Source organism: Oliverpabstia intestinalis, from assembly GCF_009696065.1.
Classification (GTDB): Bacteria; Bacillota; Clostridia; order Lachnospirales; family Lachnospiraceae; genus Oliverpabstia; species Oliverpabstia intestinalis.
Map to the genome: position 1 here is coordinate 42,032 of NZ_VUMS01000005.1, position 25,826 is coordinate 67,857.

16 protein-coding genes and 1 pseudogene are annotated in these 25,826 nt (G+C 45.7%); 13 read left to right on the forward strand and 4 right to left on the reverse strand.

Annotated features, from left to right (window positions below; genetic code table 11):
* Window positions 1-92: 92 nt before the first annotated feature.
* Window positions 93-1,310: a Gfo/Idh/MocA family protein gene (locus FYJ57_RS03520; protein ID WP_154431550.1), complete on the reverse strand. Its 1,218-nt coding sequence runs from the start codon at window positions 1,308-1,310 to the stop codon at window positions 93-95.
* Window positions 1,311-1,658: 348 nt separating this feature from the next.
* On the opposite strand from FYJ57_RS03520, the gene yicI reads away from it, so the two are divergent.
* Complete coding sequence (yicI, locus tag FYJ57_RS03525; RefSeq protein WP_154431551.1) at window positions 1,659-3,908, forward strand: alpha-xylosidase; 2,250 nt, start codon at window positions 1,659-1,661, stop codon at window positions 3,906-3,908.
* 190 nt (window positions 3,909-4,098) lie between these two features.
* Here the strand turns inward: yicI and FYJ57_RS03530 are convergent, their stop codons facing one another.
* Window positions 4,099-4,554, reverse strand: coding sequence for a threonine/serine exporter family protein (locus FYJ57_RS03530; protein WP_154431552.1), 456 nt, complete (start codon window positions 4,552-4,554; stop codon window positions 4,099-4,101).
* 137 nt (window positions 4,555-4,691) lie between these two features.
* Complete coding sequence (locus tag FYJ57_RS03535; RefSeq protein WP_321070703.1) at window positions 4,692-5,486, reverse strand: threonine/serine exporter family protein; 795 nt, start codon at window positions 5,484-5,486, stop codon at window positions 4,692-4,694.
* Between the two features lie 372 nt (window positions 5,487-5,858).
* On the opposite strand from FYJ57_RS03535, the gene FYJ57_RS03540 reads away from it, so the two are divergent.
* From FYJ57_RS03540 to FYJ57_RS03555, 4 genes are all read left to right on the forward strand, one after another.
* Window positions 5,859-6,950, forward strand: a complete 1,092-nt coding sequence (locus FYJ57_RS03540) for a hypothetical protein (protein WP_022172975.1) — start codon at window positions 5,859-5,861, stop codon at window positions 6,948-6,950.
* A gap of 58 nt (window positions 6,951-7,008) precedes the next feature.
* The gene (codB, locus tag FYJ57_RS03545) at window positions 7,009-8,256 is read left to right on the forward strand and encodes a cytosine permease (protein WP_154431553.1); all 1,248 of its coding nucleotides are present in this window, start codon (window positions 7,009-7,011) and stop codon (window positions 8,254-8,256) included.
* Window positions 8,257-8,377: 121 nt separating this feature from the next.
* The gene (locus FYJ57_RS03550; RefSeq protein WP_154431554.1) at window positions 8,378-9,562 is read left to right on the forward strand and encodes a serine hydrolase domain-containing protein; all 1,185 of its coding nucleotides are present in this window, start codon (window positions 8,378-8,380) and stop codon (window positions 9,560-9,562) included.
* Between the two features lie 61 nt (window positions 9,563-9,623).
* On the forward strand, window positions 9,624-10,946 hold the full coding sequence (locus FYJ57_RS03555) for a sodium-dependent transporter (RefSeq protein ID WP_154431555.1): 1,323 nt from the start codon (window positions 9,624-9,626) through the stop codon (window positions 10,944-10,946).
* Window positions 10,947-11,490: 544 nt separating this feature from the next.
* Here FYJ57_RS03555 and FYJ57_RS16630 read toward each other — a convergent pair.
* Window positions 11,491-12,782: pseudogene (locus FYJ57_RS16630) on the reverse strand (IS30 family transposase).
* Window positions 12,783-12,909: 127 nt separating this feature from the next.
* Between FYJ57_RS16630 and FYJ57_RS03565 the strand changes: the two are divergent.
* From FYJ57_RS03565 to FYJ57_RS03600, 8 genes are all read left to right on the forward strand, one after another.
* Window positions 12,910-13,119 carry an FHA domain-containing protein gene (locus tag FYJ57_RS03565; RefSeq protein ID WP_154431556.1) on the forward strand — a complete coding sequence of 70 codons (210 nt, stop codon included), beginning with the start codon at window positions 12,910-12,912 and terminating at the stop codon, window positions 13,117-13,119.
* Window positions 13,120-13,147: 28 nt separating this feature from the next.
* Entirely contained in the window at window positions 13,148-13,927 is a 780-nt protein-coding gene (locus FYJ57_RS03570) for a PP2C family protein-serine/threonine phosphatase (protein ID WP_154431557.1), read from the forward strand.
* Between the two features lie 2 nt (window positions 13,928-13,929).
* Window positions 13,930-15,780 (forward strand): serine/threonine-protein kinase, encoded by a 1,851-nt coding sequence (locus tag FYJ57_RS03575; RefSeq protein WP_205839902.1) that lies wholly within the window; start codon window positions 13,930-13,932, stop codon window positions 15,778-15,780.
* Window positions 15,780-16,715, forward strand: coding sequence for a hypothetical protein (locus tag FYJ57_RS03580; RefSeq protein ID WP_154431559.1), 936 nt, complete (start codon window positions 15,780-15,782; stop codon window positions 16,713-16,715). Before FYJ57_RS03575 ends, FYJ57_RS03580 begins: the two co-directional genes overlap by 1 nt.
* Window positions 16,715-17,227 (forward strand): hypothetical protein, encoded by a 513-nt coding sequence (locus FYJ57_RS03585; protein ID WP_154431560.1) that lies wholly within the window; start codon window positions 16,715-16,717, stop codon window positions 17,225-17,227. The genes FYJ57_RS03580 and FYJ57_RS03585 overlap by 1 nt, the downstream gene beginning before the upstream one ends.
* A 4-nt stretch (window positions 17,228-17,231) precedes the next feature.
* On the forward strand, window positions 17,232-23,621 hold the full coding sequence (locus FYJ57_RS03590) for an Ig-like domain-containing protein (protein ID WP_154431561.1): 6,390 nt from the start codon (window positions 17,232-17,234) through the stop codon (window positions 23,619-23,621).
* A 291-nt stretch (window positions 23,622-23,912) separates the two neighbouring features.
* Window positions 23,913-24,350, forward strand: a complete 438-nt coding sequence (locus tag FYJ57_RS03595) for an SGNH/GDSL hydrolase family protein (protein WP_154431562.1) — start codon at window positions 23,913-23,915, stop codon at window positions 24,348-24,350.
* Window positions 24,351-24,664: 314 nt separating this feature from the next.
* Window positions 24,665-25,714, forward strand: a complete 1,050-nt coding sequence (locus tag FYJ57_RS03600) for an NAD(P)-dependent alcohol dehydrogenase (protein WP_154431563.1) — start codon at window positions 24,665-24,667, stop codon at window positions 25,712-25,714.
* The last annotated feature ends 112 nt before the right edge of the window (window positions 25,715-25,826 follow it).

Here is a 25,826-nt window from a genome sequence, read left to right on the forward strand (position 1 = left end):
ATAAAAAAATAGTGCCAGTTGATTTACATAAAACCAACTGGCACTGCTTTTTTATGCTTGCAGTTACACGGCAAAAGCTGTGTTTATATGGATTACCGTTCACCGGCTGTGTCCAGACCCATCGCCCATTTTCCGTTGGTAAAATCCGGAATATCAACGACAGCACCGCCTCTGGCTACAGACATCTCGGACAGGGCTGTGATCGCCATCCAGGAAGCTGCATCGTAGACATCTACCGGCATCGGGCTGTCTTCGCGCAGGCACTGGAAGAACTGTTCGAATTCCAGCCAGTCCATGCCGCCGTGGCTGCCCTGGACGCCTTCTTCGAGGAATTTTTTCCAGATCGGATGATCGTAGGTTTCGGCGTAGGTATCAGCGTTTCCGCTGCACTCTTTTCTCCAGTCAAAATCGTGATCGCGGTCTTCTTTGCGGTCGATGAAGACAGAATCAGTGGCTTCTTCGTACATGCCTTTGGTTCCGCGGACAGTGAAGTTACGGCTGTAGTATCTCGGCAGGGTGGTGTCGAGGGTCAGCTGGATAGTTTCTCCGTTGGCACAGCGGATCATTGTGGTGATGATATCACCCTGGGCAAAATGTGCCTGTTTCAGTCTTTCGTCATCGCTCTTATTCTGCATGATGAACTCATGGAGTCCTGCGGACTTGGAGGCGAAGGAAGAAAGGGTGAGCATCCGGTTTCCGTGGTTGATATTCAGGATCCTGGCGATCGGTCCCAGATCGTGAGTCGGATAGTTTTCGCAGTTTCTGGACAGATAATTTCTAAGGCGGTAATGTCTGTTCTCTTTTCCGAATGCGATTTCGTCTCTCAGATCATGCTGATATCCACCGGCGCAGTGAACTACCTCGCCGAGAACACCCTGTTCTACCATATTTAACACCATCAGTTCGCGGCGGCCGAAGCAGCAGTTCTCCAGGAACATGAACGGTGTTTTAGTTTTTTCATAAGCATCGACCAGTTTGTAGCAGTCTTCCAGAGAGTAAGCGCCACCGACTTCCATGGCTACGGCTTTTCCGGCATACATGGCAGCAAGGGCGATCTCTACATGAGATTCCCAGGCGGTTGCGATGATGATCGTATTTACCTCTTCATTTGCGATAATATCTTTATAATCGGTAGATACAAAAGGTGTCGGCTGTCCGGCAGCTTCCACTACTTTCGCTCCTTCCCGGGCGCGATCTTCATAAACATCGCAGACAGCGACAACCTGTTCTTTCTGAGCCAGAACGATATTTTCCAACAGATCTTTTCCACGGCATCCAAGGCCGATATATCCGATTTTAATATTTTCCATTAGAGTCTCTCCTTTATGTGTCTTTTTATAACCATTTAGTAGATAGAGTTCTGCGAGGTTTTCTACTCTCGTAACTGCGAATATGCCGAATGATTATATTCTGAGGTTTATTATACACAGATACCGGGATTTGACAAGGAAAGTAAAATCTAAATATTATGAAAAATCGTAACTATTCAGTAGCCACTGTCCACTGTGAAGGAACTGAACAGTTACGAAAAATCAAAGAAAAGTGAGTGAGAATCTTGTGTTTCATGTGGGAAATTTCTATAATAAAAGAAGAATTGTTTGAAAAAAATGAGAAGATTTCTGAGGGCTACAAACATAATGTAAAGGAGACAGGAAATTATGAAATTTACCAATGGTTACTGGCTGCTTCGTGATGAGATGAAAGCTGCCTATGCAGTAGAGTACGGAAGTCACCGGGTATACGGGCAGGAACTGACGATGTATCTGCCGTGTTCCCATATCGTGGATCGGGGAAGCTGTCTGAATATCCCGCTTCTGACGGTGACACTGTCCAGTCCGATGGACGGTGTGATCAAAGTGTCTGCGGTGCATCATGACGGAGCCGTATATAACGGACCTTTTGCAAAGATTTATACCGGCGATGCGCATGTGCGGATCGAGGAGAATGAGGAGCAGCTGATCTATCAGACGGGCTCTCTGAAAGCGGTGATCGATAAAGCACCGAATGGATACAAGATGGCATTTTATGAGGGAGACACTTTCCTCACAGAGTCGAGTTTCCGGAATCTTGCCTACATGCAGAACACAAAAACCGGGAAAAACTATATGCTGGAGCAGATGTTCCTCGATGTGGATGAGTATGTCTACGGACTCGGGGAACGTTTCACGCCGTTCGTAAAAAACGGACAGGTGGTAGAGATGTGGAACGAGGATGGCGGAACTGCCAGTGAGATTGCCTATAAAAATATCCCGTTCTATGTGACAAATAAAGGCTACGGTATCCTGGTGGACAACGAGGGCGATGTGGCGTATGAGATCGCCAGTGAGAAGGTAGAACGGGTCCAGTTTTCCGTGGAGGGGGAACGTCTGGATTATTATGTGATCAGTGGAAAAACGCCGATGGGAACTGTAGAAAAATACACAGAACTGACCGGAAAACCGGCACTGCCGCCGGCATGGTCGTTCGGATTGTGGTTGACGACTTCTTTTACTACGAATTATGATGAGGCGACCACTTCCGGTTTTATTCAGGGCATGGCAGACCGGGAGATTCCGCTGCATGTGTTCCATTTTGACTGCTACTGGATGGATGCCTATGAGTGGTGTAACTTTGAATGGGATCCCGCGACATTCCCGGATCCGAAAGGCATGCTGAAACGGTATCATGATCGCGGGCTTCACATCTGTGTATGGATCAATCCGTATATCGGACAGAAATCCTGTCTGTTCAAAGAGGGAAAGGATCATGGTTATCTGGTTAAGAAAACAGACGGAAGCGTATGGCAGACGGATCTGTGGCAGCCTGGTATGGCACTGGTTGATTTTACGAATCCGGATGCTGTGGCATGGTATCAGGGAAAGTTAAAGACGCTGCTGGATATGGGCGTGGATTGCTTTAAAACTGATTTTGGTGAGAGAATCCCGGTGAAAGAAATCGAGTATTTTGACCATTCCGATCCGGTGAAAATGCATAATTACTATACTTATCTGTATAATCAGGCAGTTTTCGAATTACTGGAGCGTGAGAGAGGAACCGGCGAAGCTGTACTGTTCGCGCGTTCTGCCACCGTCGGTGGTCAGCAGTTCCCGGCACACTGGGGCGGTGACTGTTCTGCAAGCTATGTTTCCATGGCAGAGACTCTTCGTGGAGGACTTTCTCTGTCTCTGGGTGGATTTGGTTTCTGGAGTCATGATATCAGTGGATTCGAGAGCACCGCACCGGCGGACATCTACAAACGCTGGTGCCAGTTTGGCCTGTTAAGTTCTCACAGCCGGCTGCACGGTTCATCTTCTTACCGTGTGCCGTGGATGTTTGATGAAGAGGCATGTGATATTCTGCGGGAGTTTGTCAATCTGAAATGTCGTCTGATGCCATACCTGTACGGGCAGGCTGTGCGTTCACACATAGAAGGCCGTCCGGTGCTGCGCCCGATGTTCCTGGATTTCCCGGAGGATCGTGCATGTGATACCCTGGATCGGCAGTATATGTTCGGCGATTCTCTGCTGGTGGCTCCGATCTTTAAAGAGAACGGTGAAGTGCAGTATTATCTGCCGGAAGGAACCTGGTATAATCTGATCACCGGGGCAGATGTGAGCGGAGGAAAATGGCAGAAAGAGACGCATGATTATCACAGTCTGCCACTGATGATCCGTCCAAATACAGTGCTTGCTTTGGGCAATAATGACCAGAAACCGGATTATGATTATGCGGATAGTGTTAGCCTTCTGGTATCCGCGTTTGATGAGGGAGCCGAAGCGAAAACTGAGATACCGGATCTGAAAGGAGAGACGGTGATGACGGTGACTGCGAAACGTGTGGGAGATGAGATTCACCTGCATGTGGAAGGCGGAAACGGAAATTATACGGTGAAGAGCCTTTCGGGTTGCAAGGTAGTTGTGGAAGCGTAAGAATCTGCGGGGACAGAGAAGAAATACAGAAGCGAAAAAATCCTGTATGCATGCTTTTTTGATGCATTGTATATTAAAAATTGATCTGGTGAATCAATTTGCTTACATAAGATGCGTAGAACACTGCTGGATGTATCTGGATTCTGTGTCGGTCGTGGGAGGTTGCAGTTGAAAAAGTGCTGTGTGCGGATCAGTTGCCGACAGCCGTACCGCGCTCCGCCCAGCGAAACCATTTTTGTGGAAATTCAAAGACAAACAGGATGCCAAGCACGATCGCCACCGCGATCTTCAAAGTCTGGAATCCACGGTCGGAAGCTTTGGCCAGCTGATCCGTCACGACATAATAGGCAGTCCAGTAGATCCCTGCTCCCGGAACCAGCGGGAAGATGCCTGCAACGAGAAAGATCGTCACCGGACAGTGGCGCCGGACCGCACTGAGCCTGGAGAGAAAAACGACAAGAACCGTGGCAAAAAAAGTGGAACCGAAGAGCCCGCAGCCAGCCAGCAGTAACTTGTAGCAGATCCAGCCACAGCCACCGGCCAGACCACAGTTTACATAATATTCCTTTGGCACCTGAAAGAGCAGGGCGAAAGCGATCGTACCGACAAAAGCGGTAAGAAATTCGAAAATCAGATGTACGGACATAAAGATAACCTCCTGAGAGATAGATAAATATATTTGATTTACGCAAGCAATAAGTAAGCTTCGCAAAGCGTATGTTATCTCGTTTTATAAAATCCGCCGGGACGAAAGAAACCCATGCATTCATAGAACCCCATGAATCACGGCAGAATCGCACCGCCCACAAAATGGTGATACCCGATCATTACAAGACCGACGCCCATTGCGATACTGAACGTGACAAGCAGTGCGTCCAGCATGCGGACCGCACCGGCAATATAGTCCTGGTCGGCGATATCGCGGATGCCATTCGTAAACGCCACACCGGGAACCAGTGGGATGATGGAACCGATGATAATCTCACTCAGATGATGTCCAAGTCCCAACTGATAGATCAGGACGGCGATGAAAGTCACAAACATGCCACCGGATATATTCGTTGCGATTTTGGAAAGCTGTCCTTTCACCACGCACAGCAGATAGACATACAGCAGCAGTCCGGCGATAAAAGCCACGATACAGTCTACCGGATCGCCGCCGAAGAGATAACAGAAGCATCCGCTGCCCACGCCGGAAGCAAGGATCTGGCAGAGATTCCGTTTGGCGGGCATCTGCTGGATATCCTGAAGCTTCTGATAGGCTTCCTCCGGTGTATAGAATCCGTGTTCAATCTCACGGGAGAGCTGGTTGACCGCAGTGACACGGTCAAGCCGGGTAGCACTCAACGGGATGTGGCGTACCCAGGCAAAGTTTTGATCCGAGTTGCTGTCAGCCGTGAGAAAGAAACCACTGCTTAAGACAAACGGATCACACGAGTCGATGCCGTAGGCATGGGCGATCCGGTTGATGGTTTCCTCTACACGGAAAATCTCCGCTCCGCTCGCCAGCAGGATATCCCCGGCAAGTGCCGCCACATTTAACGCCATACGGTTATGTTCTTTTTCTACAGTTTCCAAAATAAAATCCCCCATTGTACACAAAAGATGCGGATACAGAAATAGAAAGATTTCGGGATGTATTCGCGTATGGTATGACTCTAACACATTTTCGAAAGAAAACAAAGAAAAACCGATACATTTTCAGTAGAAAATCAGGAGACATTTCACCATGTGGATGAGGAAAAGCAGCAGGAATCGACGGAAACGGTGGGATTTTTTGCTTGTTTTGAAATAGGTCTTGACGGGGGGGAGGAATATCTGTAATATATTCAAGAAGTATGCCCATCTGGTTGGAAAAGTTGGTGGGTGGGAAATGGAAAATAGAAAATAGGTAACCGGCGGATCGTGGGTTGACTGTGGGATGGCGGTTATGAAAAAGAGGATAAGTATATGAAGAAAGATTGGGAAAACGTGACACTGATGCCGGAGTTTGACGAGCAGGGTGTTGCCTGCTATCGGCTGGATGGCGGAGATTATCTGAATGAGTATTATGTGGTTTCGGAGGCGGAGACGAGAAAGCTTCTGAACACACCGGAGATTGTCGGGTATGAGGTTTATAACTGCCTGATTCCGTCGACTTCTCAGATGTTATATTATCTGAAAGAACAGAAGAAAGTGACAACAGCGAATATCTTATCGATTCTTCGCGGTGCGCTGAATTATCCGCTGGAGGAGAGCTGCTACCGGGAGCACATTCGTGTGCATGATATCAGTTTCTTATCCAGTGAGCGTGTATTTCAGGAGGAAGAGATTGCGGGACTGGAGATCAAATACAGTAAGCTGACGATGGTACCGGACAGCACGTTGATGATCGGAGATATCATTGCGAGTGGAGAGACGTTGATCCACTGTCTGCGTTATGTGACCGATTTTTACCGGAATCACGGAGCAAAACTTCGGAATATTATCATCTTTACGATTGGTGGAACGAAGGGTATCGAGATCCTGGAGGATCTGACCCGGGATATTCGGGAGTTCTGGCCGGAATTTGAAGGATTTATCACGGTATATTATGAAGGAATCTTCGGTATGTATGAAGATAAGGGTGTATCCGGTATCAATCTTCCGAATGTGGACTTTTACTGGAAGGGTGGTATCGTGGCTCCGGAATTCCGTCGGGAGACACTTTCCATGTGCAGCCCTCTGTTTGAAAAATGTATTATCTATGATGGCGGGGCGAGACGTTACGAGATCCATGAGCATGTAGAAGAAGTGCTGGAGTTCTGGAACGGGATCAAAGAGCGCGCCGGTCAGATTGATTTTGGAACTTTACTGGAAGAAAAACTCGGTTATGAACTTCCGATCAGTTACGAAGACTGGATCCATGCAAACCATTATGAAAAGATCCGTCCGGCAGATACAAAATGGCTGTATCGTCAGGAACAGGGATATGTGGAGAGCATGAAGAACATTACATTAGAAGAACTGGCGCAGCAGCGGATCGATGAATTTACCGGTGCACTGCGTAAATATATTCTGTAATGGAATCAGCCGAAAGACAAATAAGGTTATGGAAACAAACTGAGACGGGAGAAAACAAATGAAAAAAGAGACAGAACAGAAAGTAGACATCGATTACGCGGATCGCGTCGTACCGGAGGAAGGAAAGAAGGGATTTGTGACCATGTTTATGATCATGCTGGGATTTACCTTCTTCTCCGCGAGTATGTGGGCAGGTCAGCAGCTGGCAGCAGGACTGGATTTCTGGGGATTCTTAAAATCTCTGCTGTTTGGGGGAGCAATCCTTGGTCTGTACACCGGACTTCTTGGTTATGTCGGAGCGAAGACAGGTATGAGCATGGATCTGCTGGCGCAGAAAGCCTTCGGAGAGAAAGGTTCCTATCTTTCCTCTGCAATGATCAGTTTTACACAGATCGGCTGGTTCGGTGTTGGTATCGCCATGTTTGCGATTCCGGTAGCAGGAGAATTATTCGGTGACAGTAAAACTGCCATGTGGGCGCTTGTTATCGGAGCCGGTGTGTGTATGACAGCTTCCGCTTACTTTGGTATAGATTCTCTGACGGTGATCAGCTATATTGCAGTGCCGCTGGTAGCAGTACTCGGTACAGTGGCTATGGTCATGGCGATCCGTCAGGGCAACGGAACGATCGTGGATCAGTTCGCCGTATCCAGCGGTTCTCTCACAGTCTTTGGCGGTGCCGGCCTGGTTGTGGGATCTTTCGTATCCGGTGGAACTGCAACCCCGAACTTTACCCGATTTGCCAAAGACGCGAAGACAGGAACGATCGCAACGGTCGTGGCATTCTTTATCGGAAACTCCCTGATGTTCTTCTTCGGAGCAATCGCCTATATTTTCGTAGGCGGAAATGATATCTTCGAGGTTATGATCCGTCTGAATCTGTTCTACATGGCAGTTCTGGTACTTGGTCTGAACATCTGGACCACCAACGACAATGCTCTGTATACTGCAGGTCTTGGTCTGGCAAATATCTTTCATCAGAAGAAAAAACCGATGGTTCTGGTATCCGGTATCATCGGAACAGTGCTTTCTGTATGGCTGTATTATAACTTCACAAAATGGCTGAACATCCTGAACTGTACGCTGCCGCCGGTAGGTATCATTCTGGTACTTTCATACTTTATGAATAAGAAAGAGTATGAAGATCCGGACGCGAAACCTGCAGTGGTCAACTGGTTCGCTGTAGGCGGTGTGATCCTGGGAGCTGTTGTGGCAAATGTTGTAAAATTGGGAATTGCTTCCATTAATGGTATGGTGGTAGCAGCTGTATGCTATCTGATTGGTCAGGAAATTACCAAAAATAAATAAAAAATATAGAGAAAAATACAAAAAACCGTTATGTTGTGCGAAAAACCGTAGGCATAACGGTTTTTTTGGTATACAATAGAGCGTAGAGTCTGCGAAAAGATAATATGGAGGGTTACATAATATGGAACAGGAAAAAATCAATCGATTGCAATGGATCCTTGATGATGCAGTGGCAAGGGGAGAGATCCCGGGCGCGATTCTGATGGTCAGAAGAGAAGGGAAGGAAACCGTGTATCTGGAAAGCGGTTATGCGGATATCGAGGCAAAAAAGCCGGTGTCGAGAGACAGTATTTACCGTCTCTATTCTATGTCCAAACCGATCACTGCAACTGCAGTGATGATTCTGGTGGAGCGGGGACTGATCGATCTGGCAGATCCGGTATGTAGATATCTTCCTGGATTTTGTGGACAAATGGTGGCAGCAGCAGACGGCCATGTGGAAAAGCCATGGCGAGATGTCACGATCCAGGATCTGGTGAATATGACCTCCGGTCTGGTCTATGACGGCAATCATCTGACCGGAAAACAGACGGAAGCCTTATTTGCCGAGGTGATTCAGGGACTTGATGAGGGAGAAGGAGGAGCTTATGGTACGGTGGAGATTGCCAACCGTCTCGGCCAGATCCCGCTTGCCTTTCAGCCGGCGCGCTCCTGGTGCTATGGAACTTCCGCTGATGTGGCAGGTGCCCTTGTGGAAGTGGTTTCCGGTATGCGGTTCGGAGATTTTCTGGAAAAAGAGATCTTCACTCCACTGGAAATGGTGGATACAGGCTTTTGGGTACCGGAAGAGAAGCAGAGCCGGCTGGTGAAAACGTATGAGTGTAACGAAGGAAAGCCGTCGGTACTCTATACCGGTAATCATCTGGGTATCCGGAATGCGATGGATCGCCGCCCGGCATTCGAATCCGGTGGTGCAGGCCTGGTGTCTACGATCGATGATTATTCTCATTTTGCACAGATGTTGTTAAATGGCGGAAGTTATAAGGGAAAACAGATCCTGAGTCCGGCGATGGTACGCTTTATGACCGGTCATGTGCTGAGCGCAGAGCAGCAGGAAGTCTTTGAACGGGAAGGTATGGCATGGCTGGAAGGATTTTCTTATGGTAATTTTATGCGTGTGCTGGTGAACCCGGGCAGATCCACAACGCTGGGAAGCAAGGGAGAGTACGGCTGGGACGGATGGCTCGGCTGCTATTTTGCCAATGCGCCGCAAGATCAGATGACGATCCTTATGATGACACAGAAAAAAGATTCAGGAACTTTCCGAATGACACGGTTGCTGAGAAATACGATTTATAATATGTAAAAAACATAATTCTGTGGAAGAATGAACAGTTACAAAACTATAAACAAATGGAGAAGATGTGATGAAAAAAAGAGAATCATTTAACACCCGGTGGGGATTTATCCTGGCGTGCATCGGTTCGGCGGTGGGCATGGGAAATATCTGGATGTTTCCTACCAGAGTATCGTTATATGGAGGAGGAGCATTTCTGATTCCGTACTTTATCCTTGTGGCTCTGATCGGATTTACCGGGGTGATCGGAGAGATGACATTCGGACGTGCAACAAGATCCGGTCCGATTGATGCGTTCGGAATTGCCTGTGAGAGAAAAGGAAAAAGAAAACCGGGAGAAGCACTGGGGCTGATCCCGGTGGTCGGCTCGCTGGCGATGGCGATCGGCTATACGGTCGTTATGGGATGGATCTTAAAATATACGGTCGGCGCATTCACCGGGGCGACACTGGCACCGGCTGATGTGGACGAATTCAGTGCTGTGTTCGGTTCGATGGCATCTGCGTTCGGCAATACAGGCTGGCAGGTTGTGATCCTGCTGGCAGCTATGGGGATCCTGATGTTCGGTGTCGGAGGCGGGATCGAGAAAGTCAATAAAGTGCTGATGCCGGTATTTTTCCTGCTGTTTGTGGGACTTGGTATCTATGTGGCATTTCAGCCGGGGGCCGTGGACGGATATCACTATATCTTCCGTGTGGACGGCAAGGCGCTTGGCGATCCGAAAACGTGGATTTTTGCCCTGGGACAGGCATTTTTCTCCCTCTCGGTGGCGGGAAACGGAACACTGATCTATGGATCCTATCTGTCGGATGAAGAAAATATTCCGGCTGCTGCGGGAAGAGTGGCATTCTTTGATACACTGGCTGCGCTGCTTGCATCCCTGGTCATCATCCCGGCGATGGCAACCACCGGAGCCAAGCTCGATCAGGGCGGTCCCGGACTGTTATTTATTTTCCTGCCAAATCTGATCAAAAATATGCCGGGAGGAAAGATCATTGTGATCATTTTCTTTGTTGCTGTATTATTCGCGGGGCTGACCTCCCTGATCAACCTGTACGAAGCACCGATCGCAACGGTGCAGGAAAAATTCCATCTGGAGAGAAAACCGGCATGTGCGGTGATCGCAGTGATCGGCGTGATTGTTTCCATTCTGATCCAGGGTATCGTATCCGGCTGGATGGATGTACTTTCTATCTACATCTGCCCGCTGGGAGCCGGACTGGCTGGTATCATGCTGTTTTGGGTATGTGGAAAAGAGTATGTGGAAAAACAGGTAAACAAAGGACGAAGCAGTCACCTTACCTCCTGGTTTTACCCGATGTGTAAATATGTTTATGTGCCGGTGTGTATCCTGGTGCTGGTTCTTGGAATCGCGCTGGGCGGTATCGGATGAAAAAAGCAGCTGCAGTAACCTGGTTACTGCAGCTGTTTTTCTCATAGTTACGCTTGTTCCGCAGACAAAAACATGATATGATACAACTGTCGGGAAAATACAAATCAAAAAAACACATCACACTTTTGTTGCAGACAGTAAGATATTTTACAATTCATCCGTCTCATCTGAAAAAATATAATCATTTAATTCTTCAAAATCCAAAAATTCAGCCAATGTCATATTAAAAGGCTGAATTGGAATCCGAGCTTCCAGTTTGCAAGTTTAAGTTCTGATTTAGCTAATCGCTTGCAAAAGTAAATTCTGGCAAATCAAAATATCATGATTTTTATGGAAGTTAGTTTTGCAAAATTCTTCAAAACTGGAATTTACTATTAGAAACAAGTTGTTTTATGCTTCATATGCTGATATTCTTTTTTTGAGATCTTAATCTTCTGAAAAAAGAGTCACGTTAAGCGGAGGTCGAATTTTATTTCTTTTTTCGCAAGATTAAATTCCACCCCTCATTCGGTTCAGTATTTCTTCCGAATGGCGCTACGTTTTCTTATTTTTTCAGTAATAGAGGTGTAAGGTTAATCTCGTTAGCGGGAATGGATTTTATTCCTAACTTGTCAAGAATATCCCCGCCATTAATGAAGCTGAACAACTGGTGTGCCGACTGGTTATTCAGCTTTTTTCTGTTATATGAGTTGATATGACTCATCATAAGATTGATATCATCCTGAGTTAGGTTATCAAAAGAGGTTTTCTTCGGAAGCACACGACAAATCATCTCATGTGTAACTTCACAACCACCTTTTTGATCAGAACGCTGTGGATCACAATAAAAGATATGTGTTCTGCGACCATTGCCCTTATTAAATTCAATTGCCAGCGGGTTAGTAAATTCACTTCCTCTGTCGGTCAAAATCACCTGGAAGAGGCTAGTGAATACTTCATGTCTTAACTGTTCATACAACCAGTCAAATATTTCTGTAACTGACTTGGCGGTATTGTTATCACGGATAAAAGCAAGCATTAAACTACTATTTCTAAAGTATATGGTCAACAAGACTTTACCGCCTTTGCGACCTTCTACTGAATCCATTTCCACTACCGGAATATCAGAATTCGCAGCAAGATAAGCTTCAAAATCCTCGTAAGTGCGTCCTACATGACACTGCTTGTCTACTCTTACAGGCTTCTTATGTGAGCGGGTACGATAACGGACCTTTCTCGGAAGATCAACGTTATCTACAGATAAAAGCCCTGCATCAATGTAGTATAAATAGTCTTTTCATCAAGCATGATATCATCTGTATTATTGACACATATCATGTGAATAGACTGGCCTAACTTAACAAGCGGTGAAACAATAGCATCTACACGCTTTAATTCTTCCGGTGTAATTGCTATTCCTTGACGACTTTCTGAGCGAGTAGTCTCATAATTCTTCTGAGCTGATTTGGCAGAATAAATATGCTTCTCCAGCTTACAGGATTGCCGTTGGATACAGCCGTTACAAACGTATGGTGGTTTCTTCAGTTTGTTACAAACCAATACCTCAAACTGCTTGCAATGCTCGTAGCACTTTACACGAGGACATCTCTTGCAGCTTTTTGAATACTGTAGTTTGCACTTTGAACATGCTGTTCCGTATTCATCACAGGTACTTCGCTTGCTGCAGGGATTGAAGGAATCTTTACGTACAGTCTGACTATGGAGTCTGACTTCTTTTGAGATAGTAGAAGGGTCCTTGCCAAGTTCCCTACCTATCTCAGTAAATGAAGCTCGTTCTCTTAAGCGAACTTCTATTGTGGCTCTTTCATCAAGAACCAGATGTGCATTCTTAGCCATGGTATTCTCCTTGGATAACGCCATCCGGACTCTATTGCTGAGCCACAACTATAACTAGATATCAAGAGGTTTGCAACACTAACTTCTAGGATATATTTTGCAATACTAAGTTCCAGTTTTTGGGTGAATGGACTGGAATTTAATTTTCCAATTCACCAATATCAGTCGTACACATGCAACCATCGTATACCGAAACGGAGCATTTGCAATCGTTGATAACAATGCAACAAACGGAACAAACGTTAACGGTGTTGCAGTACCGGCCGGAAAAGAAAGAGCTCTGACAGGAAATAAAACCATTCGTCTGGCAGATGAAGAATTTCTGTTTCGTGCATAAAACTGAATAATATATGAGAGGTATGAGGATGATTTATAAAATAGCAGCTCACAGCGATGTGGGTATTGTGAAGAAAACAAATCAGGACTCAGTACTCGTGAAAATCGCGCAGACAAACCATGGAAAGGTTTGTCTGTGCGTCGTGTGTGACGGAATGGGCGGTCTGGCTGATGGTGAGTTGGCCAGTGCGACAGTGATCCGGGAGTTCGATCAGTGGTTTATCAATAAACTTCCCGGACTGCTGGAAACACCGGAATTTCCAATGGATGAACTTCGTGTACAGTGGGACGACCTGGTAATGCGGCAGAACAAGAAACTGGCAAAGTATGCATCCGGAATAGGAACACGCATGGGTACAACAGTCGTAGCTTTTCTGGTTGTGGATGACAAATATTACATCATGAACATCGGCGACTCGAGAGCTTACATGGTTTCCGATGCCATCTATCAGCTGACGAAGGATCAGACCTATGTGCAGTACGAGATGGATCTGGGACATCTGACCTGGGAACAGGCACAGACCCATCCACAGAGAAACGTACTGCTCCAGTGTGTAGGAGCATCGGATGAGATCCACCCGGATTATTTTGTGGGAGATGCCAATCCGGACACCACCTTTATTCTCTGCTCCGATGGATTCCGCCATGTGATCTCGCCGGATGAGATCTATGAGAAGTTTCGTCCGGAACTTCTGGAGAACGAAGATATCATGCTTCAGAATATCGTCTCACTGGTGGAACTGAACAAATCCAGAAAAGAAGTGGATAACATATCGGCAGCTGTTATCCGGACATGTCGGGAGGGATAAGCATGCTGCAGATAGGTTCTTATGTAGACGGAAAATACAAAGTATTAAATAAGATCGGCCAGGGCGGTATGAGTGTCGTCTACCTGGCATTGAATGAAAAAGCAAATAAAACATGGGCCATCAAAGAGGTCCGAAAAGATGGACAGCAGGATTTTACCACAGTCAAACAGGGGCTGATCGCTGAGACCAACATCCTGAAAGAACTGAATCACAAATACCTGCCAAGTATCATCGATGTGATCGATGACGGGGATTCCTTCCTGATCGTTATGGATTATATCCAGGGAAAATCACTGGATAAGATCCTGAAGGGAAGTATGGAAAAAGAAGGGCTTCCCATCGCACTGGACGATGTGATCGCCTGGGGCAAACAGCTGTGTGAAGTGTTCTACTACCTTCATACCAGACCGAATCCCATTATTTATCGAGATATGAAACCGGGCAACGTCATGCTGAAGCCGGACGGAGAGATCTCCCTGATCGACTTTGGTACCGCCCGTACCTTTAAGCAGGGGAACAGAGAGGATACCACATGTCTGGGAACACCCGGATATGCGTCACCGGAACAGTACGGAGGAAATGGACAGTCCACACCTCGAAGTGATATTTACTGTTTGGGAGCTACCCTCCATCATCTGATCACCGGAAGAAATCCTTCCCCTACACCATTTAACTTTCCGAAGATCACACAGTGCCGGCCGAGTCTGGTAGATGAGATCCCGAGAGAGGATATGAATAAGTTGCTGGGTCTGGAGATGATCATTGATCGTTGCACGCAGTACGAACCGGAGAATCGATATGAATCCTGTCTGGAGATGCTGTACGATCTGGAACATATCGAAGAACTGAGCCTTCCATATCGAAAGAAATTAAGAAAGAAGCTGCTTGGCTTTGGTGTCAGCGCAGCAGTAGCTGTCTTATGCGGCGGTATTTCCCTTGGATGTATGCTGATGGAGAACAAAACAGAGCAAAGCGGCTATGATTATTATGTAGACCAGGCGGAGAAGAGTGACGGAACTGCCAAAGTCAATTATGCGAAAAAAGCAGTTGCCATCGATCCGGGCAAGGAAGAGGCCTATCTGGTTTATCTGGATGCCCTGCGAAACGATGAAGACGGTTTCTCCGGTCAGGACAGTCAGGATTTTAAGGCCCTGCTGCAGCAGATGGCAGGAAGACAGACCTACGAAGAAGTACTGGAAGATAATCTGGACGGTTACACCGAGCTGGCTTATGAGCTGGGAATGGCTTACTACTTCCCGGGCGGCGCCGGAAAACCGGCAGGAGATAAAGAACTTGCTAAAAAATGGTTCGGCATCGTAGCACAGGCCGTGTTGTCCGATGACCAGCTGAAAGCATTCGGACTGGATTCCACAGAAAAATTGTCTGCAGACAAGATCCAGGAATACGATATCGACACCAATCTGGTGGAAACCTTCTTGAGTATCTGTAGTTATTACGGAAAAGTGGGTCAGGAAGATACCGTAACCGGTGAGATCAAATATTCCTACTCGGATTTCTGGGTAGAATTAAACGGTCTGGTAGGCGGACTTCCGGAAACCATCAGTACAGAAAGCCGGGAACGTCTGACACAGCTTCGACTGTTGAACGATGTATCTTATCAGCTGTATGAAAATGCAAAACAGTTCGTATCAGATGCCGGTGTGGACAAGACGACCTTCCAGGGCGCCCTGGCAGCCATCGAGACAAGAGTCTCCGGTGCTGATACCGGTTCCAACCAGACGGCACAGCGGATCCGTGATAATACGATAACAACCGTGGACAATACAAAGAAACTGGTAGAATCTCTGTATGCACAGAATTCTGATGCCGTGAAGAGCGGAGGTGATCAGTAATGGGGCAGACACAAAATATTGAACAGCAGATCCAGCTTCTGAGCAATCTGCAGCTGGGATTTGGGATTGCTGCATTGCTGTTCCTTGCACTGGCGATATTCCTTTTCTTCTATCTGCATATCCCGCAGGTATTTAACGAATACCGGGGAAAGAGTGCTCAGAAAGCCATGGAAGAGATGGCAGCCAACAGCAGCGACTCCGGACGTATCGTTTCTATGGATAAAAAGTCAAAAAATAAGAAAAAAGGAACCGGACAGCTGGTACAGAGACGTCACTATACAGACAATCTTACCGATGATCTCAGCGGCCGGATGAGCCAGGAATTTGGCGAACCAACCGGTCAGATGAATCTGAATATGGCAAATAGTTCCGAAGCCAATGGCATGATGCAGGAACCTGCAGCCAACGGCTCGGAAGCCACAGATGTGCTGGAACCGTCCATGATGAGTGGATCTGAAGCCACAGATGTATTGGAATTGTCCATGATGAGTGGATCTGAAGCCACAGATGTATTAGAACCATCTATGATGACAGGGTCCGAGGCTACGGACGTATTAGATCCGTCCATGATGGCAGGTTCGGAAGCCACAGATGTACTGGATCCATCCATGATGACAGGATCCGAGGCTACGGATGTGTTAGATCCGTCCATGATGACAGGTTCGGAAGCCACCGGTGCATTAGCTCCGTCTATGAGAGAGGATGCACAGGCTACTGATATTCTGACAGAAGCCATGCTTCAGGAAGGCGGTATGGCAGCCACGGATATCCTGGATCCGTCCATGATCGCCAACCCGGTACAGGAAAGACAGCATGTATCTACACCGGAACAGGAAGGAACCATGGTTCTGGATCCGAACATGCTGCAGCATTCCAACAGTACCTTTGAGATAGAAAGAAGTATCATCCTGATACATACGGAGAAGGTGATCTGATGAATAAGGGAAAAACAGCAAGGATATTTAATGATCTGTCGATGATTTTCTTCCTTATATCATCTACAGTGGTCGCATTTCTTCCGATAGTTGACAGAGAAAAACACCCGGCAATAGCAGTACTTGCCGGGGGTATCTTCTGGGTAGGATTGTTGTGGGGCATTTTCCTCTACATCCTCAGCTGTCAGAAGATAAGAAATCTGAAAAGCTATCAAAATTATCGCTCGGTGGAGCATATCGGTGCACTTGCACCCGGATCCACCAAAGAAGGATTGATTGCAGATCTTGCATTCATCCCGGGATTCCTGGTGATCATACTCGGAACCTACGTGTTCAACATACCGGATCCCGTCATGTTAGTTTGTATGTGGATAACCATGGTATCCTTCTACGGACACTTCGTCCTGAACGGAAGGGTATACAAGTTTTTGCATAAAAGAAAAGTTATAAGATACCGAAAGGTAAAAGAGGAATCAGCCGAGAAAAATACTCAGCTGAAGGAAGGAGTCTGAGGACATGAAACAAAAAACAAAGAGAATCCTGGCGTTCGCCATGGCCGTTGTCTTCGCATTGTCAACCTGCGTAACCTCCAGTCCATACACCGTTATGGCCACGGAAGCAGGAGAAACGATCGCACCTCTTGCAGAAGAGGGAAGCGGCAGTGGAGAAGTCACTCCGGGTACAACAGAAACAGGAACACCTGGGGAAAGCGGTGAAGGAGGCACGGTAGCACCATCCGGCGAACCGGAAGGACCGACTGCACCATCTGCACCGGAAGTACCAAAACCAACACCTAAGATATATTTAAAAGTTGTTTGTGATGCTGGTCTTATCGAAAATGTACGAGTAGGACAGGTTTCATTAAAATTTGCAGAGCAGGAAGATGTCATGCATGTGAATTTAGATGAAAAAAATATCATTGGGGATGGATTAACAGTCGCAAGCTGTACATCTGATAATTACAATGTTACATATAGCGAAAAAACAGAGATAAAAGATGCAGATACCTATCGAGAGATTCACATTACCGGGTTAACACCGAAAACTGAAATCACCGGTGCTGATTTCATAACAACTCTCACAACAGTACCATATGGACTGACCGGTGTCTGGGCAAATGTATCAACCAATTGGACAATTACAGCAGGCGAAACTGCATCTGTAGACGGAAACGGTCAGGTATATGTGGAGAATGGAAGCCAGAGCATAACATTACAGGCATCCATAGCTGGAAAATCAGTAGCATCAAAAACAATCACAGTTACAAAGGTAAAACCGGAACTTGCAATTAACTGTTCTTCAAATGCACCATGGGATAAGAGTGTAGATGTTTCCGGTAAATTGACTGTGAATGGAAAAGGACTTGCTAACGAAACCATTCACTGCTGGGTTGGAGATACAAAGGTAGATGTTCAGACAGATGAAAATGGTAATTATAAAGGAACTATAGAATTAAAGAAATTCTTTGATAAATTAATGACAGTAAAAGCTGAGTTTGATGAAACGGCAAGATGTCAGAGAACTGATGTTACATTTAGTAAAGGGTATCAGCCCGGAAAAGTAGACGGAAAGATTTTCCTGACAGAAGATCACGATGAGAAAAATCCGTTACAGATCACTTACGGAACGCAGTCGGTTGTAGAAAAGATTACAAAGCTTACAACAAATAAAGATAAAGACTTGGGAAATGAAGATCAGGAGATCAAATTACTTTCCGCAAGATCAAGTAACGATGCAGTTGCTGCAGTAAGTGTGAATAAGGATACCCGTGAGATTACGATCACACCGGTAAATGCATCTGACGAAAGTGTAACAATAACAATAAAGGCAGAGACAGCAAACTACAAATTCGAAAAAAAATTATTTGTAAAAGTAAATCCATATAAATTGAAATTGGAAGAGTCTGTTTCTGTAGCAGGTACAGATAAGACAGAGTATAACAATACAAAAATATATGATGCAACGGATCGCGTTGACGTACAGGCTACTCTGACAGGTGATGATACTCTGACGGATGCTGCCAAGACAATCGTAGAAGAAAAGTTCAAAAATATTGTTTTCAAAGGTTATCAAAGTGGAATTGTTAACGTAGACGGCAATGAAAAAGAGCAGAAATTTACTTTTGCGCCGAAAGATTTTTCTTTGACACAATACGCAAATAGTAAAGATATAACCGATAATTTTGTTATCAAGGATCAGAAAACGGAAGCCAAAGTAACCATCCAGAAAAGAACCCTGAACCTTACCGTAGCAGATTCCACACGTCCATACAGAAGCCTGGGATATACAACAGCTCTGGATCAGCTGGTATCTGTAAATTCTCCGAGCGGAGACACCGGATTTGCCGGAAAGGATGCAATTAAGAAGCTGAAAGGATTCACCTATCCTACAGTAGTGGATACCACTGCTACAGGTCTTACACCGGAAAATGTAAAGAAGAATGATACTGCAACCTGTTCTGAACACACCAATGCATTGGAACTGGATAAGAAATCAGGAGATCCGACAAGCAATTACAAATTTGATTTTAATTCTTATAAACATGGTAATCTGAAAGTAACAGAAGAAAATATTACAGATGCTACAGATTATGTGACAATCAACAACAACGCAAGCACACATGCTTATGAAAATGAAGATCATGTCCGTTATTACGGAAAAGATGCAGTAATCAAATTTGCATTAGAAGGCGGATACAACAAGATTTATCTGAAAAATGGTACAGATCTTACAACGGAAGGTTTAAAAGAAGCAGAAGCGTACGTAGCAGGAACTAATGTAGAAGAAGGTATCTATCTTGCTAAGGAAGATAACGACGGAAAAGTATTAAACAGAACAAAAGAATTTAAGATTGATTTCAAATACGATCCGGATGCACCACAGTGCAGCGAAATTAAATTCGGCGAAGAGAACAAGGTAGTAACCGATCTGGCAACGACAATCACGTTTGGCATTTACAAGAATAAAAACATCGAAGCAAAAGTTGTACTTTCTGATGAATTATCAGGAATAAAGGGATGGTCTTATTTTGTGGCTAACACAGACAAGGACAGCTCTTTTGAAGGATTACTTACTCCGGATGACTATGCAGAGAAACTGGTCAATGAACATTTTGTAGCTGGAAAAGACGATTGCACTGTTCCGGTAGGTAAATTAAAGGATGGTCAGACTCTGGAATCCAACAACTATATTGTTTTTGTAAAAGTAATGGACAATGTAGGAAATACAAAAATCTACGGATCCAATGGTATTGTTCTGGAAAACTTCCATGACATTACGGTTGAATACAATGAAAAACCAGCATCGACAACCACTCAGCAGGGAACAGTAGACAGCAGAACCTATTATTCAGGTGATGCAGAATTGAATCTGACAGCAAAAGAAAACGCAAGTGAAAGCAAATTCTACTCCGGACTGGAAAAAATGCAGTATACCATTTCCAGACACTGGGGAGATGGTAAAAAAGTTACAGAAGAAGAAGTCACAGAAACAAATGAATATGGCTTCCCGAAAGACGTAACTCTGAAAGAACTTCAAAAATATTGTACCATCGAAAAACTTCTGGAACTGAAGAACGACCCGGAAAAATCTCAGGTGATCACAGTTTCCGCGACAGCCAATGACAACGCAGGCAATGCAATGGAAACCCGTTCAGACTACACACTGGTTCTGGACTCTATCGCACCGACAGTAGATTCTTCTTATGCACAGGCAAACAACAATGGCGCTTTCTTAAATGCCAAATATGCAAACAGTGATGTTACCTATTCTGTTAATGTAACCGAGCGTTTTTTAAACGTTCTGAAAGTAACACTGAACGGAACCGAGTATACTCTGGAAGAGCTGAATTCTCAGAAAGATGCTCTGGGTATCAAAGAAATCTCAATGGATCCGGTGAATAATTTTGCAGATACCACAGACAGTACCGTATACAAATTCACGATCGTATTCCACAAAGATGGTGAATACACGGTACAGACTAAGGTAGCTGATGCAGCCGGAAATACAGGAGAAGACAAGGAATTCTCCTTCGTGATCGACACAGTAAGACCTGAGATGCAGGTTACTTACACTGCATATCGTCCGAACGGAACAAGCTTTGTTCTGGATCCGTCCCGGGGACGTGCTTATGCAAATGAAGAAGTAGCTTATGTAGCTGTAACAGCAGTGATCACAGAGAGAAACTTCGATGCAAAAGATGCAAAAGTTGCTTACACCGCAGTAAACAGCAAAGGAAAAGCAGTGAAAGTTGCAGATTATGACGCAGCGATCCGCGAAGAATGGACCAACAAAGGAAATGTCAGCACAGAAGACAACCGTTTTGTATATGAACTGTCTCTGCCGACTATCAGTGTAGATGCCAACTATGATTTCGCTTATGACTACACCGATCTGGCTGGTAATCCGATCAATGAAACTATCAAACAGGCAGTTACCCTGGACCGCGCAAAACCGGAAGGTACTGTAACAGTAGAAGATCTGGTGAACGGATCTGCTTCTGAAACATGGAACAAGTTCCTGAGCGCAATTACATTTGGACACTTTGGTAAGAACAGTGTAAGAGCTTCTATGACAAGTGATGATGAGACTGCAGGTGTGGCAGCTACTCAGTATCTGACCTCTGCAAAAGCACTGACAAGAAGCGAACTGGAAGCAAGAACCGGATGGACCGGTTACAGCAGCAAGATCAGCTTGGCAGCAAGCCAGAACCTGGTTGTATATGAAAAGATCACAGATAAAGCAGGAAATATCCAGTACATCAGTACTGACGGAATCATCGTTGATAATGTGGCACCGGTACCGGTAGTGAAGATCACTCCTACCAATCCTGGATGGGGCAAAGGTGTATACAGCGCTGCCGATAATCCTGGATTTGACATCAGCGTTACCGATCCTGTTGTAAACGATGCATATGCAGGACTGAAGACAATTTCCTACACAATCACAAACGGAACTACCGGTTATGTAGAATCCGGAACACTGGCAAACCTGGAGAGAACATCTCACCTGCAGAGCTGGACCGGACATGTAACCATCAACCCGGATAACTTCTACTCCAACGATGTTCGCGTAAAAGTTACCGCAGATGACTGGTCCACCAACGATGCAGCATCTGAAGAAATCAGTATCAAAGTGGATAACAAAGCCCCGATCGTAACATTCTCCTTCGATCAGAGCGATGTACATAACGGAAAATACTACAACAATGACAAAACTCTGACAATCACAGTAGACGAGCGTAACTTTGATGAAAGCTACCAGCCACAGGTTACATCTACAGCAGGCGGTGGATACAGCGTCAGCGGATGGTCTCACAACGGAGAGATCCATACAGCTACTGTAACCTTCAGCGGTGACAGTGATTACACTGTAACTTATGACTGCTTCGACCTGGCAGGCAACAAGTCCAATACTGAGAAACTGGATGAGTTCACTGTTGATAAGACAAAACCTGTGATCCAGGTTTCTTATGACAACAACAGTGCATTGAACAACAACTATTACAAAGAAGCAAGAACAGCAACCATCACCATCACCGAGCATAATTTCAATCCTGGTGAAGTGACAGTTACAACAACAGCACAGCTGGATGGTGCAGCAGCTTCCGCACCTGGCGTAAGCGGATGGTCAGGATCCGGGGATACACATGTAGCAACCGTTTCTTACTCTGCAGATGCAGATTATACATTTACCATCAGTGCAACAGACCTGGCAAGCAATGTATCCGATCCATATGCAACAGAAAGCTTTACCGTTGACCAGACAAAACCGACAGTAGAGATCACCAACATCGAAGATCGTTCCGCAAATAACGGAGAAGTAGCTCCAGTTATCACACTGAACGATATCAACTTTGACAGCGGCAAGACAGTTGTGCACCTGACCGGAGCCAACAAGGGAGAAGTAGATACCACAGGTATGTACACTTCTGTAGCAAGCAACAAAGGTCAGACACTTACTTTCTACAACTTCAAAGAAAATATGGATGACATCTATACTCTGACTGCTGAGACAACTGACAAAGCAGGAAATCAGTACAGCACATCCAAGATCTTCTCTGTAAACCGTGACGGTTCTACTTATCTGTATGATGATTATACAGAAGAACTGATCAAGAATGGTTACACCAACGATCCGAAGAATCTGGTAGTATCCGAGATCAACGTAGATACCCTGACCTTCCAGGAACTGACGGTATCCGAGAACGGTACACAGAAGACTCTGGAACAGAACAAAGACTTTGAAGTAAGTGAGTCCGGAAGCGATGTAAGCTGGAAAGAATACAAGTACACCATCAACGCATCCAACTTCGAGAATGAAGGAGACTACAACGTTTCCATCTACTCCGAAGACCGTGCAACCAACGTAACAACCAACACAGCCAAGTCCAAAGATATCCTCTTTGCAGTGGATAAGACTTCACCGGTTATCTCCCTGGCTAACATCGAAGACGGCGGAAGATACAAAGTAGAAAGTCAGAAATTCACAGCAAACGTAGATGATAACATGGCTCTGGATAAAGTTGAGTATTACGTAGACGATGAGCTGAAACAGACCTTCGATGCAGACGAAGTATCTGCAAACAGCGGTTCTCTGGAACTGAGTGTGGATTCTTCCAACACATTCCGGAATGTATCTGTAAAAGCTTATGACAAAGCAAACAACGAAGCAACAACCGCAAGCGTAGACGTCCTGGTATCTGCAAATACATGGGTACAGTTCTACAACAACAAACCGGCATTCTACGGTACGATTGGAGGCGGTGTGGCAGCAGTGGCAGCTGCAATAGCCGCAGGCGTACACTTCAGTGGCGCAGCCGCAGGAACAGCAGCCGCAGCAGGAAAAACAGCTGCAGGCGCAGGTATCTTCCTTGCAGGTAAGAAAAGAAAAAAAGATGAAAAATAAATAAGAGAAAGTCATAACTGTGAAGAAACTGAGCAGTCATTGATAATCTCTAAACAAGCTGAGCCAGGCTGCTGCTAAAAGAGCAGCAGCCTATTCTGCTTTGTCAGCATAAGATTTTGAATATGTGTAAAATCATATGCTGAGAGCGCAGAACCAAAAGAGAAGGGTAACCGTGAAAGTACTGAACAGTTACAGAGAGGGATCATATATGAAAAAGCTATACGAGGAATATTTGATATTTGAGATAAGAGATAAGAACAGCATCAGCCGGGAAAGCCTGGAATCTATCCGATGGATTTTCAGATAGCATATGAACGGATGCTGTGGACTATGAAGGGGCGTTATCCAAAGGCACAGTTGTATTGTGCAACGATTGGATGTGGAGTCTTAAATGGTCAGAACATGTTTCCGGAATATCTGAATGGAAATGCCTTTGAGGATTATAATCAGGCGATCCGCACTGCCGCACAGAAATACAGATGTCATCTGGTGGATCTGGCGGCAATGGGAGTCGCATATGATTCCGTGGACGGAATCCATCCAAATGCCAGGGGAATGCAGCAGCTGGCAGAAGGATGGATCCGGGGAATCGAAGAAGAAAAGAAAAAGACAACACACAGGAAAAAGAAACGCAGCTGGACACAGTGGCTGATTCCGGTGCTGCTGGGAATAGAAGCGGTTATTGTAATGGTGCTGATTGTGTTGATTTTAAAAGTGTTTATTCTCTGACCGGATGTGTTCAGTACTTTCCCGGTCACAGACCAAAATGTTACTGTTCACTCCGTGCCCAGCAACACGCTGCGCGATGCACAGAATTTATGCTAATCGCATAAATTCGCGCGATATGTCTCGGGTTTTCTGTGACCTTCGCTCACAAAAAACACCTCGCGAGATATTACCAGTGAACAGTAACACCAAAATGCATTGCACATAAAAAATATTGCTTTTGTAATTGACATTTCCATAGAAAAGAGGTATCTTTGAGAAAGATAATAAAACTATTTTATTAAGTTTCAAAAACTCATATATGGAGGGCATTTCACATGGAAGGTAAGATGAAAGTAGCAGTGATGAACGGTATCGGCAAGATGGGATTTACGGAGCGTGACATTCCGACGCCGAAGGATGATGAAGTTCTGGTAAAGCTGGATTATGTGGGAATCTGTGGATCGGATCTGCATTATTACGAGAGCGGAGCCATCGGCGATTATGTGGTAGAACCGCCGTTTGTTCTCGGTCATGAGCCGGGTGGTGTTGTCGTGGAAGTGGGAAAAGATGTCAAACATCTGAAAGTCGGCGACAAAGTAGCTCTGGAGCCGGGAAAGACCTGCGGACACTGCGAATTCTGCAAACAGGGCAAATACAATCTCTGTCCGGATGTCGTATTTTTCGCAACGCCGCCGGTAGACGGTGTCTTTCAGGAGTATGTTGCGCATGAGGCGGCTCTCTGCTTCAAACTCCCGGAGAATGTAAGCACACTGGAGGGCGCGCTGATCGAACCTCTGGCTGTCGGTTTCCATGCAGCGATCCAGGGAGATGCTCATCTGGGACAGAAGGCAGTGGTGATGGGTGCCGGATGTATCGGTCTGGTTTCCATGATGGCACTGAAAGCCCGTGGAGTATCTGAGGTTTATGTGGTAGATATCATGGAAAAACGTCTGGAAAAAGCCCTGGAACTGGGAGCAACCGGAGTGATCAACGGCGCAAAAGAGGATGTGATCGCCAAAGCACAGGAACTGACCGGCGGGGCCGGTATGGACCTGATCATCGAGACCGCCGGTACAGAGATCACCACCAGACAGGCGATCCATATGGCGAAGAAGGGTTCCACGATCGTTCTGGTCGGCTACAGCAAGAGCGGTGAGATGACCCTGCCGATGAGTCTGGTTCTCGACAAAGAACTGACTTTCAAAACGGTTTTCCGTTACCGCCATATCTATCCGATCGCAATCGATGCGGTAGCTTCCGGAAAAGTAAACGTAAAAGGAATCGTTACTAATATTTACGATCTTGACGATGTGCAGCGGGCGATGGATGAGAGTGTGCATAATAAGGCAGACATTGTAAAAGGTGTGATTAAGATTCATCCGTAAGAGTTGAAAGAATCGTAAAAAGCAAAAAGTATACAGGTGTCAGGCATTTCTACGCAAGAACTTTGTAAGAGTGCCTGGCACTTTTAAAATAAAAAGTCGGAATTGACCTATA